The organism is Sphaerochaeta associata (genome assembly GCF_022869165.1).
Classification (GTDB): domain Bacteria; phylum Spirochaetota; class Spirochaetia; order Sphaerochaetales; family Sphaerochaetaceae; genus Sphaerochaeta; species Sphaerochaeta associata.
In genome coordinates this window covers 1,113,941-1,140,362 of record NZ_CP094929.1, presented here as the reverse complement: position 1 = coordinate 1,140,362, position 26,422 = coordinate 1,113,941, and the positions used below count along the sequence as shown (strand labels likewise).

Below are 26,422 nucleotides of genomic sequence, written 5' to 3'. Positions count from 1 at the left end.
CGCCGAGGAGAGTACGGTGCAGCTGCTTATCAAAACAATTCTGCGCTACAAGCTGTTGTTCCTTGCCATAGTACTTGTTTGTACACTCTTCGCCATCATTCTGCTTCCTCAGCTCCGACTCAACAGCGAATACATCAATCTCCTCCCTCCGAAACCTGAACACCTCGAAATCTCAGAGGATGTTCTTTCCACGACGACTCAAGACTCAAAGGATGTATACTGCCTGTTTGAAGGAAACGCAATTTTTTCAATGCAGGCGTTGAATGCCCTGCAAGGAGTCCTTGCAGAGCTTGAGGCCATAGAGGGGCTCAGGCCTCCTCTCTCGGCACTCTCATTCATCACCTTCCAGAAAAAGGGAACCCGCCTTGCAAGTATTGCCCTGAATCCGAACAAGAACAATGAGCCTTTCACGGAAGAGAGTTCAGCATTGTTCGCACAGCGACTGCGTACAGACAGAATCGCCAGAGGCCTTCTCTCCACTGAAGACGGGGATTCACTGCTGATACAACTCTCCTTTCAACCGGATACGGAATACAGTAACGAGATTTTTGACGCGATTGCACATACGTTGGATCGTCTACGTGCATATGGCAGTATCTCACTGGTCGGAACTCCGCTCTTCGAAGAGCGTGTCCAGCAGTATTTGACCTACGACCTGGAGCGATTGCTTTTACTCTGCCTTCTTGTCATCGTCCTTATGTTTTTCCTTGCCTTCCGTTCCAAGCGTGCGGTAATCATTCCGTTTTCCTTGTCTGTAATCGCGTTGCTCTGGACATTGGCCGTGATGGTTCTGCTGGACTATGAGCTGACAGTGGTCAACATCATCGTTCCTTCGATGGTTCTCATCCTGGGCTCTTCCTATGCAATCCATATTCTCAGCGAATATTTTCAGACCATCAAAGCCGATAATACCATGGAAGAGAAGGAAGAGCGGATCATCCTGGCGGTTGGAAGAATCAGCAAGACAATATTCGGAGCATCCCTGACTACCATCGTCGGTTTTCTCAGCCTCGTTCTATGCGAGTTGCAAGCTTTCCGAGAGCTCGGGCTTGCCGTTTCAATCGGCATCAGTTTCTGTGCCCTCTTGTCACTCATCTATATTCCTTCACTGCTTGCCATCCTGCCGAATCCCAAGCAACAGCATCTACATCGATTCACCCACGGCAGGATCTCCAAGGCGTTGCACCGCTGCAGCATTGCATTTGTACGAGCCTGGCCCATTGCATTGGTACTGATGGCATTGTTACTGATCGGGTTTGTTGCTGTAAGGGATGACGTGAGACTGGATACCGATTACCTGACATACTTCCCAAAGGACGATCCTCTGATTCAGCGTTCTGTAGCATTCGCCAGAAAAATCGGCGGTTCGGATCCCCATTACATCACCCTCACAGCCCCGGACGATGAACAGGATTACTTCTTTAAGCCCGAGGTGCTGAAACAGGTTTTTGCTTTTGAAAGCCACCTGCTTGCCACCAATGAGGATATTACCCATCTGTTCTCATTTCCCCGTTATACAGCCGCCCTCAATGAGATATACCAAGGAACGTATGGAATTCCGGATACTCCGGGTCTCATACTCATGCTCTCCAGACTGCTCAAGGTTGCTTCATCCCAATTTGAAACTCCCATGCTCTCCTCCTTGATTCGTGACGATGGAGCGAGGATTACCATCACGGTACGCAGTTACGACAGCCGCTACCAAAGTTGGGAGAGCTTGGAAAGCGTACGGAATCTTCAGGCTTCCATCCAAGAGGGAGTACATCTTTTGCCTGAAGGCATCACCATCGATGACTGGGGTATCGGAGTGGATGCCTTGCGCATGGGAAACACCATCAAGGCTGACCAAGACCGCTCGCTGATCATATCCTTGATTCTCGTATTCCTCTTGGTGACGGTGCAATTTCGCAGTCCTTTGATGGGATTGCTCGCCCTCATCCCCACCATGACGGGAATCATGTGCAACTATGTGTTGATGTTTCTATTCAATATACCCTTCGATGTGGTGACGGTGATTTTTGCATCGATTACCATCGGGGTTGGTGTCGATGCAGCAATTCATTTTCTCATACGATTCAAACTGCGGCAGAAGGATCATCCAAACATGGAGTATGCAGTGCTGCTCTCCCAAACATTGGAAGAGACAGGCAGACCCATCCTGCTTTCCAGCATCTCCTTGATTGCAGGCCTTATGATGTTGCTGTTCGCAAGTTTCATCCCGGTTAAATATTTCGGCTTATTGCTCTCATTCGCCCTATTGGTCACCACTGCAGCAACCCTGTTCATACTCCCGGCCTTGATGATGGCACTCGAGAAAATCAGAAATAGAGTTCAAAGCTGACCGACAGTTCCCACTCCACATCCATCGGCTCCATACGGCCCTGCATCGCCTCGTATACATCAAAGAGATTGAATCCCAAGGCTACGCGCATCGGATGGCTTGGGAAGCGCTTTAGGACGCCCCACCCTTCCATACCGGCACTGGCAAGGACGGTACGGCCGTCGGGCTCCGACGGGTTGCTGAATACTCCGATATCGAGAAATGGGTTGGCATACGATTTGGCAAAGCCGAAATCGATGAAGTCAACGGTCATGTTCAGATTCACGACTCCACCATAGGAGAGTTGGGTATTAACTTCAGAAATTTTACTCGAGCGTGAGAGGTAACCCCTGAAGTAGTCGGCAACATTCAAATCCTCATCTGAAGGCAGGAATCTGTACTTGATACCCTCTGCATAGAATCCGGTCAACCTGATGGATGGATTGAACCTCCAGGCAATGAACGGGAACCAGGTTGTACTGCTTTCCATATACCAATAGTCGAGGTGGGAATATTCAGCTTGGGGGTAATCACGATACACATGCTTGAAGGAGAATACCAAGCCCCTGCGGAACTTGTGCAGACTGGACAGATAGTTGATGCGCCCGCCGTTGCCAAGGGTGTTCACATACTCAAAATAGCGTTGCAGCGGATTCTGGTTTTGTACAAAGTTCACAGCTCCTGTAACCGAAGTACCCCACGTCAGGCCCAGCGGCAACCGAAAGGTGGTTCCCAGCGTAGAACTGAGTAGTACATTATCGACTGTTTCCGAAGTAGTTTTCTGGTTTGTTTCTACCCTGAGGTTGAAGGAGAGAGGCCGGGTGAAGAACTTCAAGTCATGCTGGGCCAGTGTGGTTTCGGTGGTGAAATTGGTAATGTTGCTTTCCCATTGGACCAAGGAGCTGAGGGTGTAGCGTCCCTCATTCTGGTCGAAGGGACCATAACTGAATGAAAATCCATACAGCGTAGGATCTGGATTGGAAAGATCGGTGGCAGGTTTGAGATCCGCCCATGTGGCGAGGCTGATGCTTGTACCAAGAAGCTTCAAACCTGTCCAGTTCACATCATAGTTGAAGACTTGAGCCGGGAGAGTAGGATCGTACTTCCCTTCCGTTTCGATGTTCAACGTGGTCCCTAGAAACTTGATTCCCGTCCAATCGAGGTCGTAGTCGTAGATTCCCAAGGGATTGGTTGTCTTTCTCCGTTCATATACGAAGTTCAGGCTGATGGAAGTATCGAAGAGAGTGAATTTGGAAATATCAAGCTCAAGGTGGTCTTCGCGGTTGTCCCAGCTCTGAAGCGTTCCGTCATTCTGCGAGGTATATACGGTAGCGTTGAGTTCTCCGAACGTGCCGAGCAAGTTGGTATCCTTTGCTTTCAGGCCAAAGAGAAACCCAGTCTTATCATTGTCGAATTTCGGGTAGGGAAGCACCAACAGGGTGTTTGAGTCTTCCACAAAGTAGGTAACCGAGTAATAGGCGATGCCATCGATGAAGGATGTAAAGGTATAGTCATACTCCACATTCAAGAACAACTGCTTGTTAACCAGTGTCTGCCTCTTCGCATCAAGGGCGCCGATGAAGGCTTCCTTGGTTGGGTACACAACATCTCCCTCTGAAGGAACGATTGCATTGCGAAGAGCAAATTTGGTGGTTTTTCCTTTTACAGAGAACTCATAGTCAGCAATTCCATAGCCGGTTACTTGATCGGTTGTTATCAGTGCCTCGCCTGCTTGGAGAATTCCTCCAAAGCCAACCAAGAAAACAAGAAAGAGAAGAACAACCTTATTTCTCAGATTACCCATATGTCCTCATTCAATAATTATACTAATACTATATGGCAAGATATATCACTTTCATCGACAGTGTCAACAAAAGAACATAGCCTGCCATTTTTCGTACGCATAGTGATATAGAGTATAATCCAAGAAGTAATCCACTACGTTACAGTTTTCAGTAAAAATAGGAAGAATCTTTCGACTCTCCCCTCTTCAATCAATAAAAAATCTTCACTCCCACCTGTACAATGTGATTGAAGACAGGATCCTGCCATGCTCCAAATATTGTAGTCAAGCCATCGAACCTTTCAGTACTTTCGTCTATCGGCCGCTCCCAGTCGGCGATAAAGCGGTAGGAAGCAGTAAGAGAGATGGGCATGCCGTCCAGCTTCTTGGTTCCTGAGACCAATATCGACAGGGTATGGTTGAACACATGGTTCCAGAAATCCTTCTCTGGATATTGGTCATCGATTGCGTACAGCATGAACTGGTCAAGTGAATAACCATACTGGCCGCTTCGGGCCTGATACTTGGCCTGAAATTGTGTTGTCCAACCCTTGGGAAGCCCGAGGTCAAGCTGAAGCAGGAACTCCTGGGAGTTGGGTTGAAGCGGATAGCCGAGGTTCTCACCTTTGTTGACATATGCAGTTTCTGAATAGGTTTCGTAGATGAGGAAATCATTCCCTTTCTTCTCAATCATGGTTCTGCCGTCTTTGGTCAGGGTGTAGGTATCATTACTGTACCAAGATGCTACATCCGCGGGAGCAATGCCAATAGTCTCTTCCTCGTCAGGACCTTTTTTAGAAAGCGTAATGGATGTCCCATCATACGTCACCGTTCGACCGGTATCGGTAGTAATGACAATTGGATTAGCGTTATCTACAACGAAGCCATTAGGTCGGTATGTAGTATCAATAGTACCCGTCAACTTCCTCATCGGATAGTGTGTATACACAAACGGCCCGATATAGGTCCATTGGAAGGTCAACGATGAGAAGGTGCCGATGGGAAGCGGTACTACTACTCCAGCCTGGAAGGCAAACATGTTCCTGGGGGCCTTGAGCATGGTTATGGGGTTGCCTACCACATTCATCTCATTCATGGCCATCGCACCATAGAGACGTGCCTTTGAAGGAAGCGTCAAGGTAGCATCGACACCGGCAAACAAATCATCGATGTCTCCCATGCTGTTCTGTTGAAACATATAAATGGTTGCAGGATTGAGATAACTCAACTCAAAACGTTTCTGCCAGACTGTTGATTCAAAAATAGAGAAGGTAAAGTTTTTCGTGAAATCAATCTCTACACGATGCGCACTGAAATTATTGTCGAAGCGATAGTTTACCCTGTCTTCTTTTGCACCAAAAAAGTCAGAGAAAAAGGGAGCTCCATCAATATTCCTGAGAGAAAACTTTCCAAGTGACCCATTCATAACCGAGAAACGGAACCATGGAGTCAGAAGCAATTGCAGCTCTATGGCATCGAAACTCCGGGCATCGGCTGAAAGCATAAGATTGTTCAGACCCGGGCCCCAGTCCCGCTTGAGTGTTCCCCAACGCACGAGCAATGAACCATCGAAGAAAGACCCACTTACTTCAGGAGTAAGTGTTAGGCTGGTATAGAGGCTATCAAAAGGAATAGTATACGCGGGCTTACCCCCTTCAAGCATCAACAAGTAGAAGCCTTCACCTGGAATGGTAAACTCAGAAGGAAGGAATACCCTGTTGTTCAGTTGGTCGAAAACCATTCCAAAATCCATATTGAAAGAGATGTTGGGTCCGATATCCCCTTTTAAGAAGGCTACTACCCCATTTCTGGAGTCAAATTCACCTTTCTGATTCAAGCTAATCGTTTGCTGTGAAGCCAAGGTAATTCCCATGGAAGCTCCAAGCTGCTTTTCTTCATCATAGGTTCTCAGAAATCCAGTAGAAAAGAGCTTGTCAGCGTACGAGGGAGATGTTCCATAGGTGGTATACAGGTGGCTAAGAATCTCGTCAACTTCTTCTGCTTCCCCTTTTCGAAGAGCTTCAGGTTGCCCGGCGATTGTTTCCAAAAGGGAAATGACCTTGCTTGCACTATACGGCTTGACATCAATTTGATTGTCAATAAGACCGCGAATTTGGGCGACATCAAGAATTCGATACACTCTATGGTCTACGGGAACCGAGGTATGCACAGCAGCAGGAATGGAAGCCATTCCAAAGAAGCAGATCAGAATAATACAAAGCAATCGGGTATGTTTCATGAAATAGTCCTAATTCTCAAACTATGGTGGCAAGCTGGTCTATAAACCAGTTCTGAAGTGCAACGATCCTTCTTCTGAATGCAGAAGGCAAATCAACGGTAAGACCAAGCACAGAAACCTCAGGCTTGCGGTCCCGTACACTGGTAAGGGCAACGAGCAACAGACCATCCTGCAACTGATAGGTTCCCATATTGATGGATAACTGCCCCGATTTCACGGCAGTGAACAACCCAAGCACCTTCAGATTGCTGATGTTGCTGATCTCAACAAAAATCTCTTCGTCGGTGTTGGTATACGTATGCAGGTACCTGTTCCCTCCAAACGAGGAGTCCCGCTGATAGACAAAACTTTCTTCCGAATAGGGAAATACGGTTGCTACCGGATCAGGCAGGAGGTTATTCAAATTCTTTGAGTCTTCCATGTAGGAGGACCTTTCAATGAGAACCTTCTCCTTATTGCCGGCGCGCCAGGAGATGTATGTCAGGCCCTCCTGAGTGGAAATGGCCCTGATGGCATTAAAAATCGCCAACTGACGATCGACCGGTTGTTTTGCTTTCAATGCTGCGCTATAGGGGATGTAACTTACCGCACCGATGGAAAAACCACTCTCTGCCTGCTCAGCCGAAACAGCTCGCTTTGCGGCCTCCGTCCCCTGTACAAAATACTGGCTGATTCTTCCACCGTCGATGGTACGTCCATACACCATCTCTCCTGCTTCAAGGGCTTTGTACTCTGCCTCGGTAAGGTGAGGAAGTGTCTTACGAACCTCTTCATTGGCGGCATAAAGCCCTGTCACGGCAACGAGACAGAGCAACAATATCACAAGAAATCTTCTATTCATCAACCTCTCCAACCTAATATGCATTCTCATTCACAAAACCTCTGAAGAACGTATACAGTACGATCTTCAGATCAAACAGCATACTCCAGTTACGGATATAAAAAAGATCAAATTCAATACGCCGTTCCAACGACGTATTGCCTCTCCATCCATTAACCTGGGCCCAACCGGAGATGCCGGCTTTCACACGATGCCGCATCCTATAGCCGGGAATCTCGGTATTGAACTTCTCCACCAACTCAGGACGCTCGGGCCTCGGACCGATCAAACTCATGGAACCGCCGATCACATTGAACAACTGTGGAAGCTCATCCAAGCTGGTCCTGCGTAAAAACCTTCCGATTTTGGTAACCCTTGGATCATTCTCCTCCGTCCAATGGGCGGTACCCTCTGCAATATCGCTGCGCATGCTCCTGAACTTGTACATCGTAAAGATTTTCTCATCCCGCGTCACCCGCCTCTGCTTGTAAATAACCGGTCCGGGAGAAGAGAGCTTCACCAGGACAGCCAGCAGAAGGAGAATCGGAGAAATTATTGCAACTCCGATACTGCAAGCCACAATATCGAACAAACGCTTGGCCATCCGTTGGAAAGCACCGATATCGGCAGCATTGAGCGTGAGCATCGGGATCCAACGGAAGTCGGAAATCTGGGTACCTATATACGATTCGGGAAGGGATGGAAGCAGAACCACTTTCTCATTGAGCAAATCAAGGCCTTGGGCAACCATGGCCTGCTGCCGCTCATACTCGGTGCCGGGATAGGAAATAACCACAAGGTCGGGCTGGGTCTGTTCTACAACGGTGCGAAGTGAATCGGCATGCAACTGACGGCACCCTACGATCGCCGTTCCCTGTCCGTCGTACTGGCCGACCAGGTTGATGCCAAGAATGCTTTTGCTGTGTAGCGCCCGCTCATAGTTTTGCAGATTGTCCCCATATCCAACCAAGAGAATTTTCCGGTTATACCTGCCTTTACGGTAACAGCTCTTGATATAAGCGGATAGGAGGGTTCGCTCGGTAACTAAAAAAATGATGATGAGAAAGAAGTGCAACCCGATTGCCAGACGGCTCACCTTTGCAAAGAATCCGAAATACAGGGTGATCACCAGCAACAGAAACCCCTCGAAAGCACTGAAGATCAACTTGTTCGTCTGTTTGCGCCACGAGTGCTCCAAATCCTCAACATACAACCCGTTGCGACTGATGAAAAAAAGCGTATAGGTCACCACCAATACTGAAATCTGGACGAACAGGGCAAAAGAGGCGCGAACACCTCCAGGAATGATATAGAAACGCAAGTATCCGGCAAGCAACCAGGAGAAAAGAATAGCCAGGGCATCACAAACCAACTTCAAAGCAAGCAAGGAACGTTTTGAACTCTTCATATCGATATGGAACCTTCTTCACATATGCTTGGAGATATCTTCAACCATCGTAGCACATACGACAGGAATGAGGAACTCCTATTCTTTCTCTTCCTATATGTGAAGATGGTCATCGTAGCGATCGCTGAGCAACTTCTTGCAATACGAATCTTTCTGCTTCAATATCTTCGACCCGCGGGTAATCTTGCACAAGGAGATACCATAGGAGGCTGCAATCTCACGCTGCGGCAGGCCCTTATAGAGGTCCTTCATCAGATTCCACCTGAGCAGAAGGTCCTTGAGTTCATTCGGAGTCAACATCTCTTCCAGCAGCTTTTGCATGTCCTTCACATCGGTGGTTGATGCAAAAATCTTGATCAAGTCCTCATAGTTTGTATCCATGTCTCCTCCTGAGCCCTCCGTCAATACTACAAAGAGAAACCGGTGCGGTCAAGCAAAGCTATTTCCAAAACGAAACAGGGTGGGTATACTTGGCCGAGGGAGCAAGCACAATGGAACAGAAATCAATAAGCAAGAAAACCATGCAGGTCCTTCTCTATCTTCAAAAAGGGGAGCTGACCGAGCATCTGATCTATCAGAACCTTGCAAAACGAGTGAAGGACAAGCACAACAGTGAAATTCTTCAGCGCATTGGTGAAGAAGAGCTCAGACATGCCAGAATCTGGGAAAAAATGACGGGAAAGCAAGTCAAACCCAATAGGATCAAGGCATGGTTCTACAGTATGCTCGCCCTACTGCTCGGCTATACCTTCGTCCTGAAAAAAATGGAAAAAGGAGAGGATAAGGCTACCAAGGGCTATGCCTCCCTTATAGCAGAGGTACCGCAGGCAAAGCAAATCTCCGAGGACGAGGACAGGCATGAACAGCAACTGCTTGCCATGCTCGACGAAGAACGACTCCAATACATCGGCTCCATGGTGCTTGGTCTCAGCGACGCCCTGGTCGAACTCTCGGGAACCTTGGCTGGTCTGACCTTCGCCTTGCAGAACACCCGCCTCATTGCACTATCGGGCCTGATCACCGGAATTTCCGCCACCCTTTCCATGGCTTCGAGCGAGTATCTCTCGGCGAAGAACAGTGGTGACAAGAATGCGGCAAAGAGCAGTATGTACACCGGTATCGCCTACCTCTTCACCGTTGCATTCATGGTCCTGCCCTACCTGCTTTTGGAAAGCTACGTCCTCGCCCTGGTTCTCATGCTTGCCGCAGTGGTGGTGATCATCATGCTGTTCACCTACTACACATCGGTTGCCAAGGATCTTCCTTTCGGCAGGCGTTTCCTGGAAATGGCACTCATCAGCCTCGGTGTGGCTGCCATATCGTTTGTGATTGGAATCCTGGTAAAGCGATTCCTGGGAATTGAAATCTGATGAAATATCTCGACTTTTTCGGCAAACGTCTCTCCCAAATATCGCTCGGCTGCGACCATTACGGCAAAACAATCAGCGAAAAGACTGCATTGGAGCAACTTGATATCTACTTCCAACAGGGCGGCACCCTGCTGGACACCGCACATATCTACGGGCAGGACAAGGCAGGAGGCCCATCAACCAGCGAGATGGTATTGGGCAAGTGGCTGCATGCAAACAACTTGTATGGGAAACTAACGGTCGCCTCCAAAGGATGCCATCCGTACAAGGAAGACATGAACCACAGCAGGATCAACGAGAAGGACATGATGTTGGACATCAGCCAGAGCCTGGACCATTTGAAGACCGACTGTCTGGACATCTGGTTCTTCCACCGGGACAATCCATTGATGGGGGCCGATGAGATCATCGACCTTGCATCCCTTTTAATCGACAAGAAGCTGGTCAAACACCTTGGAGTCTCCAACTGGAAAACTGATCGCATCGAAGCAGCCAACATCTGGGCAAAAGAGCATGGCAGGGCGCCCTTTGAGATCAGCGAAATCCAATGGAGCCTCGCCCATTGCACACCCCAGACATGGGGGGATGACACCTTGGTCTGCATGACCGAGGAAGAGAGAACGTGGTATGAGAAGCAGAACATGCCGGTGATGTGTTTCGCCCCCCAGGCGAAGGGTTTGTTCTCAAAGCTGCTCGCCGGAAAAGAGGAGACGCTCAGCACCACCGCAAAACGCAGGTTCCTTACCCCCCGAAATCTTGCTTTGGCTCCAAAAGTACAAGCATTGTGTCAACGTCTGCAAGTAAGCCCGGCGGCTGTTGCAATGGCGTACTTGACCAGTCAGAAAAATCCTACGATAGCCATCGCAGGCTCGAGCAGGATTGAACAGATCACCGAGACCTTGGGAGGAGCCGACCTCACCCTGACAGAGGAGGACCTGCTTTTTCTGCAAAGCTGAGATAAACCCTCTTGTGCTCCCCGTTGTGTAGAAGATAGGATGCACCGTATGGCGCATTCATTGTTACAGGTTGCACTCTTTCTCTTTTTGATCGCCCTCGCACATATGCTCAAGCGGATCGGGCTCTTTACGGAAAGAGAAGGAGCGACCCTCTCAAAAATCACATTGAACATCACCTTGCCTGCAGCAATTGTGGCAAGCTTCAACACATTCAAACTCGATTACTCGTTGTTGGTGCTCATATTCTATGGAATCCTGGCCAATGTGGTGATGATGACTCTCTCCTATTTCAGCATGAGAAAGGAGTCGAACGGCTTGAAGGGGTATGCGCTGTTGTGCGGGTCGACCTACAACGTGGGCAACTTCTCATTCCCCTTCGTCCAAGCGCTCTTCGGAGCCCCTGCCTTGGTTGCAGCCTCACTTTTCGATTTGGGCAATGCCTTGATGACCACCGGTTTCACCTACTCGCTGGCTTCCACTACGGCAGGAGGATCAAAACCCAACACCAAGGATCTACTCAAGAAGTTGTTCACCTCGGTTCCTTTCATCACCTATCTGGTGATGATCAGTCTCTCCTTTGCCAACCTCACCCTTCCCCGATTCCTTCAGGATTGGATGCAGACCATAGGAAAAGCAAACCCGATCATCGCAATGTTGATGATCGGGTTCATGTTGGACATACGTTTCCAGCAGGGATGGATAAAAAAATCGGTCGTGCTGCTCATCATCCGATACGGTTTGGCGACGGTGTTTGCGTACTACTTCCTCAAACACACCCAGTTCAACCAGGTCATCCGCGTCACCTTGGCTCTGGCGGTGTTCTCCCCGATCTCTACCAGCTCGGTGGCATTCACCGAGAAAATCTCCGATCAGGGAAAACTCGCTTCCTTCACCTCTTCGCTATCGGTTATGATCAGCGTGCTCAGTTATTTCATCCTCGCACCGCTGCTCTCTTAACCGAACAAATAGGAGTTCAACAGGTTGTTCAAGTACTCCTGCTTTCCGCTCTTCTTCTCAATCTTGGCTGAGCGGCCGAGTTCAGCAAGTTCAGCCAAACCAAGCTTGCCGTCCTCGAACTTCTTGCCTTCTCCCTGGTCGAAAGAGCTATAGCGTTCCTTTACGAAGGAGTCGATGACACCGTCCTCCAGGATCTTCCCGGCGACTTCAAGGCCCAGGGCGAAGCTGTCCATGCCGCCGATGTGAGCAATGAACAAATCCTCGAGGTCGGTTGAGTTGCGTCTTCTCTTCGCATCGAAATTCAAACCACCATTTCCGAGTCCGCCGTTTCTCAGGATCACCAGCATCGCCTGTGTGGTCTCATAGATGTTGGTCGGGAATTCGTCGGTATCCCAGCCGTTGATCGAATCGCCTTGGTTTGCATCAACACTGCCCAGCATGCCGTGATCGGCGCAGACCTGCAGATCGTGGCTGAACGTATGACCGGCCAAGGTTGCATGGTTTGCTTCGATGTTGCACTTGAAGTCGTGCTCCAACCCCCAATTCTTCAGGAACCCGATGGTGGTGGCGGCATCATAGTCGTACTGGTGCTTGGTCGGCTCCATCGGCTTGGGCTCGATCAGAAAGGTTCCCTTGAACCCGATGCTGCGCCCATAGTCCCTGGCCATCGTCAAGAACCTTGCAAGGTGCTCCTGCTCGCGCTTCATATCGGTGTTCAGAAGACTCATGTAGCCCTCACGGCCACCCCAGAAGACGTAGTTGGCACCACCGAGCTTGACGTTCACATCGAGGCTGTTCTTTACCTGTACAGCGGCACGCGCCACGACATTGAAATCAGGATTGGTCGCCGCCCCATTCATGTAGTTGGGGTGTGAGAATACATTGGCGGTATTCCATAGCAGCTTGATCCCGCTGGCCTTCTGACGGACCAGCAACTCATCTGCAATCTTGTGGTAGGTCTTCTCATACTCGGACACCGCTTCGTAATCCGGGGAGGCATCGATGTCGTGGAAGCAGTAGAACGGAGTTCCCAGCTTGGTGAAAAATTCGAAAGCTGCATCAGCCTTGGCGATGGCATTCGCATACTTGTCAGCCTTGCGGAACGGGAAGTCGATGGTGGAATTGCCGAACGGGTCGGTACCATCGGCGCAGAAGCTGTGCCAGTAAGCGGTGGCAAAGCGCAGGTGCTCCTCCATCGTCTTTCCGGCGATTTTCTTCTTAGCATCATAATATTTGAAAGCCAAAGGGTTTTTACTGCCCTTTCCTTCGAACTCAATCTTGCCGATTCCTTTGAAATACTCTTGTTCTCCGACAAAATACTGCATTGTATCCTCCTATGCAAACAGAGGCGTCATCGCCTCTACATACGCTTGATAACGGGCATAGGCTGCGTCATACTGCCTGCCCGCTTCCTTATCCGGTGTACATGACTTCGACTCGTCAAAGAGCACATGCTCCCTGGCAAGATCCACAATACTCGACCCCTGTACCGTCCACAGGGCCTGCAGTGCAGCACCGAAAGCGGCACTCTCAGCAACCTTGGGCACGGCAAGCGGCAGCTGCATGACATCACAGGCGATCTGGCGCCAGATGGGACTCTTCGCTCCGCCTCCGGTCAGAATGATTCGTTGTGGAACAAACCCCAGCTCTCCAAAAGCATCAAGTCCACCCTTCATTGCATAGATGGAACTCTCCAAGGCCGAGCGGGCGATGTTCTGCACCTTCATGTTGCTCATGTCAAGGCCTGCGATTACACCCTTTCCATGAGGCAGGTTGGGAACCCTCTCGCCGTTGAAGAAGGGCAGCATCACAACGCCTTCACATCCGATCGGAGCTTGTGCGGCCAGTTGGTCGAGCTGCTTGACGTCATAGCCGAACAGCGAGCGAACCGATTCGGTGGTGATCGTACAATTCATTGTGCAGAGAAGCGGCAGATAGCCGCCGGTGGACGAACAGAATGCAGCAAGACGACCTTTGCGGTCGGTGATGCAGCTGTCGCTGTAACCGAACAAGGTTCCGCTGGTTCCCATGCTCATCGTCAGGTCGCCCTTGCCGACACACCCCGTTCCAATGGCACCGGCCATATTGTCCCCTGCCCCGCAGGAAACAGGAATCCCGACAGGAATACCCAGTTCCTTGGCTGCGGAAGGTTGAACCCTGCCGCAACGTTGGCCGGCTTCCACCAATGGAGGCAGCAGACTGTATAAATCCCGCGAATCATCGACAGCCTCGAGAACCTCGCGGCTCCACCTCTTGTGCTCTACATCGAAGAACGCAGTACCGGAGGCATCACCGGCTTCGGCGCTGTACTCCCCGGTAAGGTAGAAGTTGATGTAGTCATGGGGCAGCAGTATGTGCGCAAGCTTGTCATAGGCATCCTTGCGATGCTGCTTCAGATGCAAAATCTTGGAAAGCGTATACCCTGGAAGAATCTGGTTGCCCAGCAGGGAGAAGACCCTCTGTTCGCCTCCAAGCCTCTCTGTCAGCTCATCGCACTGTGCCTTGGTGGAGGTGTCGCACCAGAGCTTGACAGGCGCCAGCACCTCCCCGTTTTTCCCCACAGGAACAAAGCCGTGCTGTTGGGCGGAGACACCGATGCCGATGATCTGTTTCTTTACTGCCGGTTCAATCTGATCGAAACAGGACCTGATGGCATCCAGGTACCATACGGCTTCTTGCTCACGAGTCCCGTCATCCGAGCTGAACATCTCGTGGGGCGCACTGACGGTGAGCAGAACACGCTTCGTATCAATGTCATAACAGAGCACCTTGGTACTCTGCGTTCCAGTATCAATTCCTGCAACAACTTGCATATCACTCCGTCTCCTTTGGTACAGCATCCTCCAAGAGAGGGTGTATTACCATAGACAAGATTGGAAAAACATATGTATTATTGACTTATGGAACTATTGGACGCAGTTTTCGTCTTCCAGATGCATGAAGAGCAGGAACTCTTGTGGCACCAGCGGGTGCACAGCCACGAGAAGGGCCAATTTGAACTGCACTACTTTGTGAGCGGCAGCGGGACATTTTCAAATGCCCACAACCGTTACGTCATCTCCCCCGGCTCGCTGTTCGTCACCACCGGACAGACCATCCACAGCATCGAAGCCAGCGTGGAGGAGAGCCTTACCTACTACGCTACACTGCTCTCCTGTCCAGAGGAACTTGAGCTTGCCAAACGCCTTGAAGCCATGAACCCGATCAAGGTAGGAACGAACTGGCGGTTCTTCTTCGAGGAGGTGAGGGACAAGGGACTGAGCCAGACCCGCGAGCTTCGCATCAGTGCATGCCATCAAGTATTGGGACTCCTGTACAACCTTGCAGCCGGAACAAAAATCGAAGAGGTGAAGGGAGAAAACATCCGTCTGGAGAAGGCGATCCGGTATATGCAGCGCCATGTCTTTGACAAGGTTGATCTGCAGATGATCGCAAACCATGTCCAACTCGACCACTCCTACTTTGTCCGTCTCTTCAAAAAGCGCATGAACACCACCCCGATGCAATACTACTCCAACCTGCAGTTGGAGGCGGCAAGGGCTCTGCTCACCAGCACCAACCTCTCGGTCAAGGAGATTGCAGACAAACTGCAGTTCTGTTCGGAGTTTCATTTCTCCAAGCGGTTCAAGCAATCCACAGGAGCCAGTCCCTCTGCCTACAGGAAGACACACCTGCAACTTTTAGGCACCTGAACTTGATAGAAGTTCAGACCACTTTGCTCACCGCTCTCCTGTCAGAAGCAGTTTATTTCTTCGTTCATGTCTCTTGTCACAGCTGATGGTGTGCCATAGGTCAATTTTCTCTCACTCCCCCAAATGCTTGCAAATTCTCGCGATTTCTCTCTGTCACAAGTGATGCAGACCAATTGCTAAACCGGTTAAAACTTGTGATATGTGAGATGTTATTGGTAGATGTTATATGCAACTTCTTCGCACATATGACATTCTCTAATTTCTTTTATTATAATAAATTATACTATTTACAGTATTGACTTCTTCTCACATCTTACGTATTCTTCAAGTACAACAACGACAAGAAGGAGAGAGCAGATGAAGAAGTTAGCAACCATTACACTCACCATCATCCTGATGGCCCTGCTCTCTTCCTCTCTCTTCGCTGCAGGGGTGAACGACACCGTAGTGCTTAAGCTTCATGCCTACATCCCAGAGAGAACCACCTTCACAGCCGACGAGTTCGGATTCCAGGTGGCTTCCAACGCCTACAACTTCACCTACTCGGTATTCGAGCAGGGAATGGACAGGACCTTGTTCGTAGTTGCCAATTGAGTTGCTCACAGAAAGCGCGTCCGGACAGACAAGCTTGCAAATAGACAGAAGCCAGTGTTGCGGGAAACATCACTGGCTTCTCTTTTTATGTATGCTGTAATGGACTCTTTGCGTGCTAGTAGTAAAACACCTCGTCGGCAAGGGGTATCGATGCCATGGCACCAGGTCGGGAAACAGCAAGGCCGGCCGCCTTGCTTGCATATTGGAGGGCCTGACGAATCGAATGGCCTCGGGCTATCGATGCAAGATAATAGCCGATGAAAGTATCTCCGGCAGCGGTTGTATCGACGACCTCGGTATCGTAGATGTCATGATGAATCCTCAAATCCTTGAAGGCATACCAGCACCCTTGTTTTCCAATCGTGAGAAGTATCTGTGAATTAGGAAAGCGTGTTACCAACCTCTCAAGGATGGCTTTGAAATCCGGGGTTTCCTGCATGCCTGCGAGACCTGCACCCTCGATTTCATTGACAACCAACAAATCGACGAGCTCCAGCGGAAGTGTAAGGACCGACGGGTCGAAGGGAGCCACATTCATACAGACCTTCATCCCCCGTTGCGCGGCCGCCTTGATCAGGTAATCGGTATGAACAATCTCGTTCTGAAGCACCAACACATCATCTGAGCCGAAGTGTTGGAGGGTCTGGTCGATTTCAGCCGTGGTGATCTGACCATTGCCGCCGCTGTATAGAATGATCGCATTCTGTTTGTTTGCATCCAACTGGATCAAAGCCTGACCGGTCGAACCCTCATAGGTACGGATGCAGGATACATCAACACCGTAGGAAGAGAGCAGCTGCAGCAGGAAACCTCCGTCTTGTCCGACCTTGCCTGCATGGAAGACGGGAGCACCCGCCTTAGCCAAGGCTGCACTTTGGTTGGCTCCCTTTCCACCGGCACTTTTATTAAGGGAAGTGCTTTGCAGCGTCTCCCCACCCTTCACAATATGATCGACGGTAAAAATCAGGTCGATGTTTACTGACCCGTAGTTTAGAAACCTCATCACTCCTCCTACATCAGCGGTGCGGCAATTTTGAGAATCAGACCGACCAAACGGATATACCAAGGCCGGTTTTTCATATAAGCAAGCGATATCTGTTCGCTGATCGCCAGGGTATGCTTGATATCCTCGTACACCTTGCGAATCACCGAGGACCCATAGAAGGCAACCCCGTTCTCAAAATGCAGGTAGAACGACCGATAATCCATATTGATGGTTCCGATAATGGCCACCCTGTCATCACTGACAAACATTTTGGCATGGATAAAGCCCGGTGTATACTCATAAATCTTCACTCCCGCTTCAAGAAGCGGACGGTAGTTCTCGCGCGTGACTGCAAAGACATACCACTTGTCCGGCATATGGGGTGTGATGATCCTCACATCGACCCCGCTTTGGGCGGCGATTTTGAGAGCTGTCAGCATCTCGTTATCCAAAACCAGATAGGGAGTAGTGATCCACACATACCGCTTCGCCATGTTGATGATCTGGATATAGGCGTTTTCAGCCACATTCACGTTGTCCAACGGATTGTCTGCAAACGGCTGCACAAAGCCGTCGGTCTTGGAGGCCAAGGTAGGCCGGTGCTTGGCGAAGTCCTCGAATTTTCCAGTCGAGAAAGCCCAAAGCTGGAGGAACATCTGGGAAAGACTCCAAACTGCATCGCCTCGCAGTTTTACCGCAGTATCCTTCCAATGGCCGAACTTCAGCTTCCGATTGGCATATTCATCGGCGATGTTCATACCGCCTGTGTATCCGATGTTCCCGTCGATGACCAACACCTTGCGATGGTCGCGGCTGTTGAGCTTGCTGTTCAGATGTGCTCGCAGCGGATTGAAAGCGACCACTTCCAATCCAAGGGACCTGAGTCTGCGGTCAAAATGGGAAGGTATGTCCAAAATCGAGCCGACGTCGTCATACATGAGACACACTCTCACACCCATTTTCTGCTTCTGTAGCAGCACAGCAAGGAAAGAGTCCCACACCTCCCCTTCGCTGATAATAAAAAACTCCATGAAAATGAAAGACTTCGCCTTCCTCATCTCGGAAAGAACATCAACGACCCAAGCCTCTCCGGAGCTGAAATACTCGACCTCGGTATTCCCCCACACAGGAAAGCCGGTGATGTTAGCGATATACTGGGCTTGCCGGGCGAGGGTTGGAGAGTAGCTGGACAAGGCTTTCATTGGTAAAAGCTCGCTGTATGTTCCACCCTCCACACCTTTCTGATAGAAAATGTTGAGCTGTTCAAGGCGTGCACGCAACCGGGAATTGAGCTTACGGTTGCCGAACAGCAGATAGAAAAGGCCGCCATAGACGGGAATCGCCATAAAAATAAGCATCCATCCGATTTTATACGCAGGATTCAGGTCGCGGGTGATGACGACCAAGGTCATGAAGATGGAAAGCGCTGATAGAAATTGAATCCACAATGCACTGTTCTGTGCAAAGGAGAAGATGTTGACCAGAATACCAATCTGAAGAGAGATGAAAACAAAAGAGATGAACAGTCTTCCTGTGAAAAACTTCAGTAGTTTTCGCAACATATCCACCTCCTCCTGGCAGATGAGTATACCATCAGAAGGGAGAGGAGGCAAAGTACATTACTGCATGCTGAACTCACACCCGCAGTAGTGCTGTCTATAGATTCCCAGCTCCCGGGTTCGCTGAACACTCCTGTCAAAACCACCTTTCTTTTTGAAATCAATGCACTCAAATCCTTCAAACTGCTGCCCGACGAAAAAAATAAGTTTGCTGTTTTTGAAACGGCTTACGGTAAGGGTGGTGGTAAAATGGGTAAAGCCGAGCTCCCGGGCTTTGCCTGCCGCCTGGCCGAGGTTGTAAGTAAAGCACTTCTCACATCGTGCGCCGCCTTCCCGCTCCCCCTCAGAGCCCTTGATAAAAGAGAGCCAGCTCTCGTGGTCATACAGCTCGGCGATTACCTCAAGCTGATACACTTTGGCAACCTCCAGCAGGGCCTCATACCGCCTCTCGGCTTCTTCCTCAGGGAAAATGTTGCTGTTCGAGAAGTACAAGACAGGATTCCACCCCTCATCGAGCAAACGCTCGATGCTGGCGGTACTGCAGGGACCGCAACAGGCATGTACGAGAATATCACGTGCTTCCATGCTGATACGATACGGCAAACAAAGCCTCTCTTGCAACCACCTTCCAATCCTTGTAGAGTACAACCGTACAGGGGAGGCCGATACGCATGAAACGAAACATGAATTGGGGACTTTGGATGTCACTGTTGGTCACAGTCATAGTGTTCACCCTTAAGATCCCGACATACAGCAAAATTCTCTTGCTTGGTCTTTTTATCGCAGGAATGCTCTATCTGAAGCGAAGCATTTTCTATTACGTCAAGGCCAACCGCAAGATCACCAGTGAGAATGAACAGGAGTGGGACCAGGCATGGCCGCTCTACCGAAAAGCCATCAAGGCGGGGTTGCAAAAATCCTTTGTCATCACCTCTGCAAGCATGTTCCTCCAGCGAGGTGATGCTTTAGAGGGCAAGGCCATTCTGGAGCAGTATCTGGCAACATCAAAGGGCAAGGATTCCAACTTGGACAACATCGCCAAAACCATGGTCAGCATGGCCTATTGGATGGATGGTGACTTGCAAAAAGCAATCCGGACGGTGGAGGAGGTCTACGAAAGCGGATACCGCGATAAGAATCTCTTCATCAATTACACCACCTACGCCCTGGAGAACGGGGACCTGCAGAAGGCAGAGGCGTTGATCGATGAGTCGGGGGAGATGGAGAACACCAGCCCCGGCATCAAGGACAATCGTGGATGGCTGCACATCGTACAAGGAGAATGGGACCTGGCCGAAGCCCTCTTCTCATCCCTGATAGAGAAGAATCCCCGGTTTCCCGAACCCTATGTCCACTATGCACAGGTTCACATCCATTATGGAGAAGTGCAGGCGGCGATCGATATGCTCAAGCGTGCACTTAAGGCGCGCTTCTCCAACACTTCGGGCATGAAGCAGGAGCTAATCCAGCAGCTGTTGAGCAGGCTTGAAACGCCCGAAACCAGACTCAGAACAGCCAAGGAGATCGATGCCGATCCGGTGAATGTGGCATCAGGAAGAGTGCCCAGACCACTACAGGAATCCTTCGCCTCCCAGGACGCAGAAACGCTTCAAGGGTTTGCCGCCCGGCCTAAGAAACCCCGGGTCAAGCAAGCGGTTGAGAAATCTGAAGAAAGGCTGCCGAATACAGACTTGACTGAAGAGGACCTTGAGTACATCAGAAAGCACAATCTCGAGAAGAACTAAAAAATTACATTGAAGAAGAAACCCCACACGAAGGTATTCACACTCTGATCCCAACCACCATAAACGGTCACCGGAAGGGTGCGGATACCAATCAGTGAGATGTCGGTCTGCACTTCCAATCCCAGGGAGAGAGACGGCTTGAAGCTCTTCTGATGCCAAAGCAGATCGGTGTAGACCGCCACCGAGGAGTTCTGGAATATGAAAAGCTCGGCCATGGTCGGCCTGAACGACGAGGGCCTGTATCCGATGGCAAGGTTGATGCCAACCAGATGATTTGCGGGATTGGTTGAAAGACTCAAATCGTGGCCTTGAGCCTTGATCAGGGCATTGGTGGTCCTGAACCCATCACTGGTAAAGAAAGGCACATCCCCGTTGCCATCCAAGGCAAAGCGCGCGAAACTTTCCACCGATGTGAACAGGTCCCATGAATTCTGTTCAAGCTCCGACTCGACTCTGGCAGTAAGAAACGAACGGTTGGCCGAGTAATCACCCAGGATCTGGTAGTTAAAAGCCATCGATGTATCGGAAAAACTCCAACCCTGCCTCTTTTGACCGGCCAGCACCCCTTCCAAACGAATGGTATAGAGGTACGTAGTGCCGTTCCAATAATCCGTATAGGAGCTGTTCTGGAAATTGCTCATCTGCTCAAAGGATTGCATCAAACCAAGCCTCAATGTGTTTCGAAGAGCAAACAGCCTGCCCTCGAGCACCGCGCCGAATGAAAGAATCGGGGCTTTCTTGGCAACATCGAAAAGCAGGGAGGCATAGCCGGTCGCCTTCAAATGTTTCAGCAGATGATAATCGACCTGGGTTCTTACAGCAGGAACTGCTGCAAAGTGGTCATTGGTAACACCATTAAAGGCAAACCCTGCATTGGTTGAAAGTGAGAGATTGCCAGACTTCCACACATACTTCAAACCAAGGGTTGTGTCATCCTTGAGGGCGGAGGTGTCAAAATTGGAGTAGTCACTGTCCAGGCCTGTTCCAAGCAAATGAGAGGAAACGTTGACCGGTACATGATTGAATAAATCGTATTGGTCCTTGCCGCTCTTGATGGATTGTTGCAGCTGCAACCTCAACAGCGAAAGCTCGGAGCTGATTCCACTCTTATAGACACCCAAAAGAGCCTGCTCCTGCGCTTTTGCTGACTCATACCCTTTTTGGGCGAGATAATCCACCTTGGAGAACTCCATGAAGGAGACGTCTTCAACATCGTTGCGAATCCAGATTACATCGTCGAGGGAGCGCTTGAGCTCCTCCACCCCCCTTCTTCGTTTTCCGATATCCAAGGATACATTCAAAATCGTCAAAGGATTCTTGAGATTCAGCGTATCCACATCATAGAAGGTTGTAGAAACAATAACCGAATCGGCATACTCGTAGGCCAGGTCCACGGGTACAATATTGGTGACGCCGCCGTCAAGCAGCAAATGACCGCGGAACTCCACCGGCGGGAAATAGACAGGAAGGGCGAAGCTGCCTCTTAGTACTGTATAGAAATCACCCTCGCTGATATGAATCTGACGTTTGGTCACCAAATCCTCGTTGATGACAATAATTGGAATAGGGAGGTTTTCCAGCTTCAGGTCGGATCCTAATATGGATGCAATCTTGGCAAGGAATCGGGCTGAGTCCAAGAAACCGCCTTGCAACGGTATAGTGGTGTCAAAGAGACTCTGGATGGAAACACCGGTGATGCTCTCCAGAATCTGATCGGGGGAAAGACCGGCCGCATACATCAGCCCCACAATGCTTCCCATTGAGTTGCTGATGATGAAATCGACAACGATATCCTGTTCCTCCAGGTATTTCAATACGCCGATGTGGGCGAAGGCACGGGCGGATCCTCCACTGAGCACCAATCCGACCGGAGACCGTTCTCCGTTGGTTCGTTCAAGGACTCTTTGGCGAAACTGTGCGTCCCCATAGGCTACAGGAAGGTCGGCACTGAGAATGTCATCTGCATCCATACCTGCCAATGTGGAAACCGCCATACAAAGCAATAAAAGCATGGCGAGGAATTTCTTAAGACTCTTCACAATTCCCTCCGTGTACGCTTTACTCTAAAACAATTGGAGTGAAAAGACAATCTACCGCTAAATTTTTAAAACTGTGTTGCTTTTTCCAACCGGATTTGATAGCATGAATTTCGCTGATGCCGGCGTGGTGAAATTGGTAGACACGTCAGACTCAAAATCTGATGGATGAGTAATCCGTATCGGTTCGATTCCGATCGCCGGTAGTTAAATGTTTATTCTGCAAAGAAATAAAAGAAGTACACAACTGCTTTCAAGAGAGTGTGTACTTTTTTTATAGCAACCCTCAGGTCATATAAAGGGTATGCAGGCTCTGAACTTTCCCGACAAGGAAAAGTCCTCATTTAGTAATGAATGGAAATTTAACACAGATGAACCTCAGCCAAGGAGGATTTTCCTTGTCCAAAACCGTATAAAATGTACCTGCTGAATCGTCTCCACTTGACGAACATGTGAGCCGTGACTACTATCTATTTAGAATTATTTCGAAATAGGAGTAACCATGGGGTTCTCAGAAACCATGAAAGCCATTTCCGACCCTCAGAGGCGTGAGATGCTTTCCCTGCTGAAAAAGGGCAGGCTCAGTGCAGGAGAAATTGTAGGAAATTTCCCCAATCTTTCAGCCGCCACGGTATCCTACCACCTCTCCCTTTTAAAAAAAGCTTCCTTGATAACGGAAAGCAAATTCAAGAATTTCATTTATTATGAACTGAACGCCTCGGTATTCGAGGAAATCATGCTCTGGTGTGCGCAGTTTACTGGAGGATCTGATGAAACAACCACGCTCTCTTCTTGACCGAACACTCGTCGTTACCACCTTGGTCTGCCTGCTGCCACTCGTATTCTCGGCTTTGGTATATGCAGAGCTGCCCGACCGAGTGGCGATTCACTTCAATGCTGCCGGAGAGCCGGACAACTTTGCCTCCAAGGCCTTTGCTGCATTTGGTCTCCCATTGTTGCTCACGCTGTTGAACGTAGTGCTGCAGGTCGCCTTGAAAGCCGACCCAAAGAGGGATCCCAAAGAGAGAATCTACCATATCTCCCGTTGGCTCATTGCATCACTCAATCTTTTTTTGACTCCCCTCACCCTTTTGATCGCCTTAGGAAAACCGATTGAAGTACAACGAGTCGTACCGATGGCCGTCTCCATACTCCTACTGATCATCGGCAACTATCTGCCGAAATGCAAACAGAATTACACCATAGGCATCAAGATTCCCTGGACACTGGCCAGCGAGTACAACTGGAGGAAAACCCACCGCTTTGCCGGTTGGCTCTGGACGGTTGTAAGCATCGCCTTCATCCTCGGACTGCTGCTCAACCTGGATGCTGCTCCCCTTTTCATAATCGGCATACCAATCCTGGTCATAGTTCCGGCAATCTATTCGTTCATCCTGTACAGGACCGAACAGACTAGCGATACAGTTTGATATTTTCCTTGTGCTCCTCATAGGTACGTGCAAAATGTATCTGCTTGTCTGTATCGTGCAGATAGTAGAAATACGGAGTATCGGCAGGATGGAACGCTGCCTGCACTGCATCGGAAGTGGGGCTGCAGATTCCTGTCGGGGGTAGGCCGACTCTACGACGGGTGTTGTACGGAGTCTTTGTTTCCAGGGCATGGGTTGGAATGGGATTGACCCAGTCGTTCAACTCATAGCGGGTGGTGGCATCGATTCCAAGCGGTTCATTATTCTTCAACCGATTGTGAATCACCGAAGAAATACCCGGCATTTGGCTTACATCCTGAGTCTCGGCCTGAATCATGGAAGCTATAATCAACAACTCTTCAATGGAGTATTGCTCCAACAACGGGGAGGAGAGGTGCTTGCGAACCTCCTCGAGCATGGCTTGGTGCATGGACAAGGCCAAATCATTGGCGGCGCGCTGCCTATTCACCGAGTAGGTGCCGCCAAGCAGCCAACCTTCGGTGAAGCTGAGCCCGTAAGCGGTTGCCAGATCGTGAGAAGATTGCAGAAATGTTCCTTGCTCAAATCCCAGTCGGTTGACTAAATATGCATCGATGGTCTCCAGGGTAAAGGCGCCGGGGATGGTCAGCTGCACCATTTCAGGCTCTGCGGTGAGCATTTTCCCGATTTCCTCGAAACTCATTGTGTTGTTCATCAGATACGAACCTGTCTTTAAAATAGTAGCCAGATCATTCTCTACGATGTAGGCGAGCAATGCCTGGGCATCCTCAACCACCCCTGACTGCTGTAGGAGCAAGCTTACGGAACGAGCGGTCATGCCGCGCTCGATATTCAAGGCGATTACCGCCCTGTCCTCGACTAGCGGGCTCATCACCACATGGTATTCGTCTCTTTGGGTTGAGATCACCCACCACAGGATTGCGATACAGAACAGCAAGGTTGCCGCCAAGAGTGGAATGAGAAGCATTGCAGCTTTCGATTTTCTATACCCCTTGCGTTTTCCGATCGGAGGCGGTTGCACCTTCGGTCTTGCAACCGTAGTGCTTTTACCCTTCACTGCATGAGTTTGGACCAAATGAGGATTCGGCTGTTCCGCCGTCCTGACTGTCTGTACTCTTGTACGTACAGATACGCCGCCCTGCTTTGTCTGTGTACTGCTCTTGGGTTTCCAAGCAGGGGAATCCGTTTTATTGCGGGAAGAAATTTTTACCGTCATACTGCGGGTGTTCACCGAAGGCTTACGGCGCACGGCAGGACGCGATGGGGTTTGTGCAGCATCATCCTTCAACACCACTTTGTACGAAGAGGTGTTGGACTTCGCAGACGTACTTGCCTTGGTCTCTTCCAAATCCAAGGTCAGCTGCGTGGGTTCTTTAGGTTTCTCAGCCATCTGTGTGTACCATGGAAGGAGGAAGCAGGATGGTGATACGGTTCTGCTTCTCGTGAATGGAGGCAGCTATCTGGCTGATTTGTCGATTGCAGGTATCGATTTGGGAACGGAGCAGCTCGATTTTCTGATTCTCCAGCTCAATCTGGGCTTCCAATTCCTGCACCTGAATCAGATTCTCCAGTTGCTTGATCTCCCGTTGCAGGCTTTTAATCCGCTTATGATGCAGCGTAATCTGATCCATGAGCTGAATGGCTTTCTGGCCGATTTGGTCGGAGTGCACACTTTCGGGCAACGTTTCATACAAGGCTTTGCCATACGATGAGGCTGCCTTCTCAGCCGCCTTTTGCTCCATCTTCATCACATTGGCCCGCTCTTCCATGCGGGCCTTGGGGCTCTGGACCTCCTCCGATTGCAATTTGGCCATGGCGCTCTGGTGCAATTCGAGTTCCTGACTCAACTCCCGTCTTCGCTCTTTCAGATCTTCCAGCTCGTCGAGCAAGGACTGCCTGCCCGAAAGAGGAAGGTCCTTCTCACAGCTGATTGCCACAAGTCGTGCTCCGGCCTTCGCCAATAAAGCGGGAAGAATTTTCCGCTGCAAATCCAGCTGAAGGCCGATAAGGCGACGCCCTAGAAACCCAACATGAGACTGCTTCAGATTCTCCAGTTTCCGGGTTCGCTTGGCATGCTCCTCGAAAAACGGGAAACAAGCCTGCGCTACATGCTCTGCCAGGGTCTGCGAACCATATGCTTCATACGCTATCGCCCCGAGTTGGGCGTACACCCGTGCAAACGGCCTGGCCAGCAGGCGAATGTCCTTCTCGATCTCCTTTATTTTCCTGGAGCGATCCTCGATTTGGGCGATATATCCGGAAATCTGTTCAAACGAATGCTTTGCACTCTCATAGGCATCCATCTGGGTACAGAAAAGCTGATACTCGCCTGCAGCGTATGGAAGCGGGGAAATCTGCTGCACAAGTGCAACACTCCTGCCCAAATCTGCATAGAGGGAAAAGACATCACTTTGATGCTGTTCAATCTCCTTCTGCTTTTGTTGGATGTCCGCCTGCAAATTACCCATATCCGGATAGTACCACACCCAAGGCATTCTACGCAAAGAGAGAAACCAAGCCTCGCACTA

At 50.0% G+C, this 26,422-nt stretch carries 22 protein-coding genes and 1 tRNA gene; 10 read left to right on the top strand and 13 right to left on the bottom strand.

Annotated features, from left to right (window positions below; genetic code table 11):
* Positions 1–16 precede the first annotated feature (16 nt).
* Positions 17–2,341: an efflux RND transporter permease subunit gene (locus MUG09_RS05230; protein ID WP_244774159.1), complete on the top strand. Its 2,325-nt coding sequence runs from the start codon at positions 17–19 to the stop codon at positions 2,339–2,341.
* Here the strand turns inward: MUG09_RS05230 and MUG09_RS05225 are convergent.
* From MUG09_RS05225 to MUG09_RS05205, 5 genes are all read right to left on the bottom strand, one after another.
* Positions 2,319–4,124: a hypothetical protein gene (locus tag MUG09_RS05225; protein ID WP_244774157.1), complete on the bottom strand. Its 1,806-nt coding sequence runs from the start codon at positions 4,122–4,124 to the stop codon at positions 2,319–2,321. The genes MUG09_RS05230 and MUG09_RS05225 overlap by 23 nt on opposite strands.
* 190 nt (positions 4,125–4,314) lie before the next feature.
* A complete protein-coding gene (locus MUG09_RS05220) occupies positions 4,315–6,342 on the bottom strand; it encodes a hypothetical protein (protein ID WP_244774154.1) in 2,028 nt (675 codons plus the stop codon).
* 16 nt (positions 6,343–6,358) lie between these two features.
* Positions 6,359–7,183 carry a DUF6675 family protein gene (locus MUG09_RS05215; protein WP_244774152.1) on the bottom strand — a complete coding sequence of 275 codons (825 nt, stop codon included), beginning with the start codon at positions 7,181–7,183 and terminating at the stop codon, positions 6,359–6,361.
* Between the two features lie 13 nt (positions 7,184–7,196).
* Positions 7,197–8,570, bottom strand: coding sequence for an undecaprenyl-phosphate glucose phosphotransferase (locus tag MUG09_RS05210; RefSeq protein ID WP_244774142.1), 1,374 nt, complete (start codon positions 8,568–8,570; stop codon positions 7,197–7,199).
* Positions 8,571–8,663: 93 nt separating this feature from the next.
* Positions 8,664–8,951, bottom strand: a complete 288-nt coding sequence (locus MUG09_RS05205; RefSeq protein ID WP_244774138.1) for a Trp family transcriptional regulator — start codon at positions 8,949–8,951, stop codon at positions 8,664–8,666.
* Between the two features lie 110 nt (positions 8,952–9,061).
* On the opposite strand from MUG09_RS05205, the gene MUG09_RS05200 reads away from it, so the two are divergent.
* The 3 genes from MUG09_RS05200 to MUG09_RS05190 are packed head-to-tail and all read left to right on the top strand — an operon-like array spanning position 9,062 to position 11,853.
* On the top strand, positions 9,062–9,940 hold the full coding sequence (locus tag MUG09_RS05200; protein ID WP_244774137.1) for a VIT1/CCC1 transporter family protein: 879 nt from the start codon (positions 9,062–9,064) through the stop codon (positions 9,938–9,940).
* The gene (locus tag MUG09_RS05195) at positions 9,940–10,896 is read left to right on the top strand and encodes an aldo/keto reductase (protein ID WP_244774136.1); all 957 of its coding nucleotides are present in this window, start codon (positions 9,940–9,942) and stop codon (positions 10,894–10,896) included. The genes MUG09_RS05200 and MUG09_RS05195 overlap by 1 nt, the downstream gene beginning before the upstream one ends.
* Positions 10,897–10,944: 48 nt before the next feature.
* Complete coding sequence (locus MUG09_RS05190; protein ID WP_244774134.1) at positions 10,945–11,853, top strand: AEC family transporter; 909 nt, start codon at positions 10,945–10,947, stop codon at positions 11,851–11,853.
* Here MUG09_RS05190 and xylA read toward each other — a convergent pair.
* A complete protein-coding gene (xylA, locus tag MUG09_RS05185; RefSeq protein WP_244774132.1) occupies positions 11,850–13,178 on the bottom strand; it encodes a xylose isomerase in 1,329 nt (442 codons plus the stop codon). The genes MUG09_RS05190 and xylA overlap by 4 nt on opposite strands.
* 9 nt (positions 13,179–13,187) lie before the next feature.
* Positions 13,188–14,666 (bottom strand): xylulokinase, encoded by a 1,479-nt coding sequence (gene xylB, locus MUG09_RS05180; protein WP_244774129.1) that lies wholly within the window; start codon positions 14,664–14,666, stop codon positions 13,188–13,190.
* Between the two features lie 87 nt (positions 14,667–14,753).
* On the opposite strand from xylB, the gene MUG09_RS05175 reads away from it, so the two are divergent.
* Positions 14,754–15,545 (top strand): AraC family transcriptional regulator, encoded by a 792-nt coding sequence (locus MUG09_RS05175; RefSeq protein WP_244774127.1) that lies wholly within the window; start codon positions 14,754–14,756, stop codon positions 15,543–15,545.
* A gap of 357 nt (positions 15,546–15,902) precedes the next feature.
* Positions 15,903–16,139: a hypothetical protein gene (locus MUG09_RS05170; RefSeq protein ID WP_244774125.1), complete on the top strand. Its 237-nt coding sequence runs from the start codon at positions 15,903–15,905 to the stop codon at positions 16,137–16,139.
* A 115-nt stretch (positions 16,140–16,254) separates the two neighbouring features.
* On the opposite strand, the gene MUG09_RS05165 is transcribed toward MUG09_RS05170, so the two are convergent.
* The 3 genes from MUG09_RS05165 to MUG09_RS05155 are packed head-to-tail and all read right to left on the bottom strand — an operon-like array spanning position 16,255 to position 19,268.
* A complete protein-coding gene (locus MUG09_RS05165) occupies positions 16,255–17,142 on the bottom strand; it encodes a ribokinase (RefSeq protein ID WP_244774123.1) in 888 nt (295 codons plus the stop codon).
* A gap of 8 nt (positions 17,143–17,150) precedes the next feature.
* Positions 17,151–18,686, bottom strand: a complete 1,536-nt coding sequence (gene cls, locus MUG09_RS05160; protein ID WP_244774120.1) for a cardiolipin synthase — start codon at positions 18,684–18,686, stop codon at positions 17,151–17,153.
* 57 nt (positions 18,687–18,743) lie between these two features.
* Positions 18,744–19,268, bottom strand: coding sequence for an epoxyqueuosine reductase QueH (locus MUG09_RS05155; protein ID WP_244774118.1), 525 nt, complete (start codon positions 19,266–19,268; stop codon positions 18,744–18,746).
* Positions 19,269–19,354: 86 nt separating this feature from the next.
* Between MUG09_RS05155 and MUG09_RS05150 the strand changes: the two genes are divergently transcribed.
* A complete protein-coding gene (locus MUG09_RS05150) occupies positions 19,355–20,428 on the top strand; it encodes a tetratricopeptide repeat protein (RefSeq protein ID WP_244774116.1) in 1,074 nt (357 codons plus the stop codon).
* Here MUG09_RS05150 and MUG09_RS05145 read toward each other — a convergent pair.
* Positions 20,425–22,467, bottom strand: a complete 2,043-nt coding sequence (locus MUG09_RS05145; RefSeq protein ID WP_244774115.1) for a patatin-like phospholipase family protein — start codon at positions 22,465–22,467, stop codon at positions 20,425–20,427. The two genes, MUG09_RS05150 and MUG09_RS05145, sit on opposite strands and share 4 nt — an antisense overlap.
* Before the next feature lie 118 nt (positions 22,468–22,585).
* Here MUG09_RS05145 and MUG09_RS05140 point away from each other — a divergent pair.
* The 3 genes from MUG09_RS05140 (at position 22,586) to MUG09_RS05130 (ending at position 23,894) form a co-directional block, all read left to right on the top strand.
* Positions 22,586–22,670: transfer RNA gene (locus MUG09_RS05140), tRNA-Leu, on the top strand.
* A gap of 296 nt (positions 22,671–22,966) precedes the next feature.
* Positions 22,967–23,260, top strand: a complete 294-nt coding sequence (locus MUG09_RS05135) for an autorepressor SdpR family transcription factor (RefSeq protein WP_244774114.1) — start codon at positions 22,967–22,969, stop codon at positions 23,258–23,260.
* Entirely contained in the window at positions 23,235–23,894 is a 660-nt protein-coding gene (locus tag MUG09_RS05130; protein ID WP_244774113.1) for an SdpI family protein, read from the top strand. Before MUG09_RS05135 ends, MUG09_RS05130 begins: the two co-directional genes overlap by 26 nt.
* On the opposite strand, the gene mltG is transcribed toward MUG09_RS05130, so the two are convergent.
* Both mltG and MUG09_RS05120 read right to left on the bottom strand, forming a co-directional pair.
* Positions 23,878–25,284 carry an endolytic transglycosylase MltG gene (mltG, locus tag MUG09_RS05125; protein WP_244774112.1) on the bottom strand — a complete coding sequence of 469 codons (1,407 nt, stop codon included), beginning with the start codon at positions 25,282–25,284 and terminating at the stop codon, positions 23,878–23,880. The two genes, MUG09_RS05130 and mltG, sit on opposite strands and share 17 nt — an antisense overlap.
* Entirely contained in the window at positions 25,277–26,362 is a 1,086-nt protein-coding gene (locus tag MUG09_RS05120) for a hypothetical protein (RefSeq protein WP_244774111.1), read from the bottom strand. Before MUG09_RS05120 ends, mltG begins: the two co-directional genes overlap by 8 nt.
* Positions 26,363–26,422: the final 60 nt, after the last annotated feature.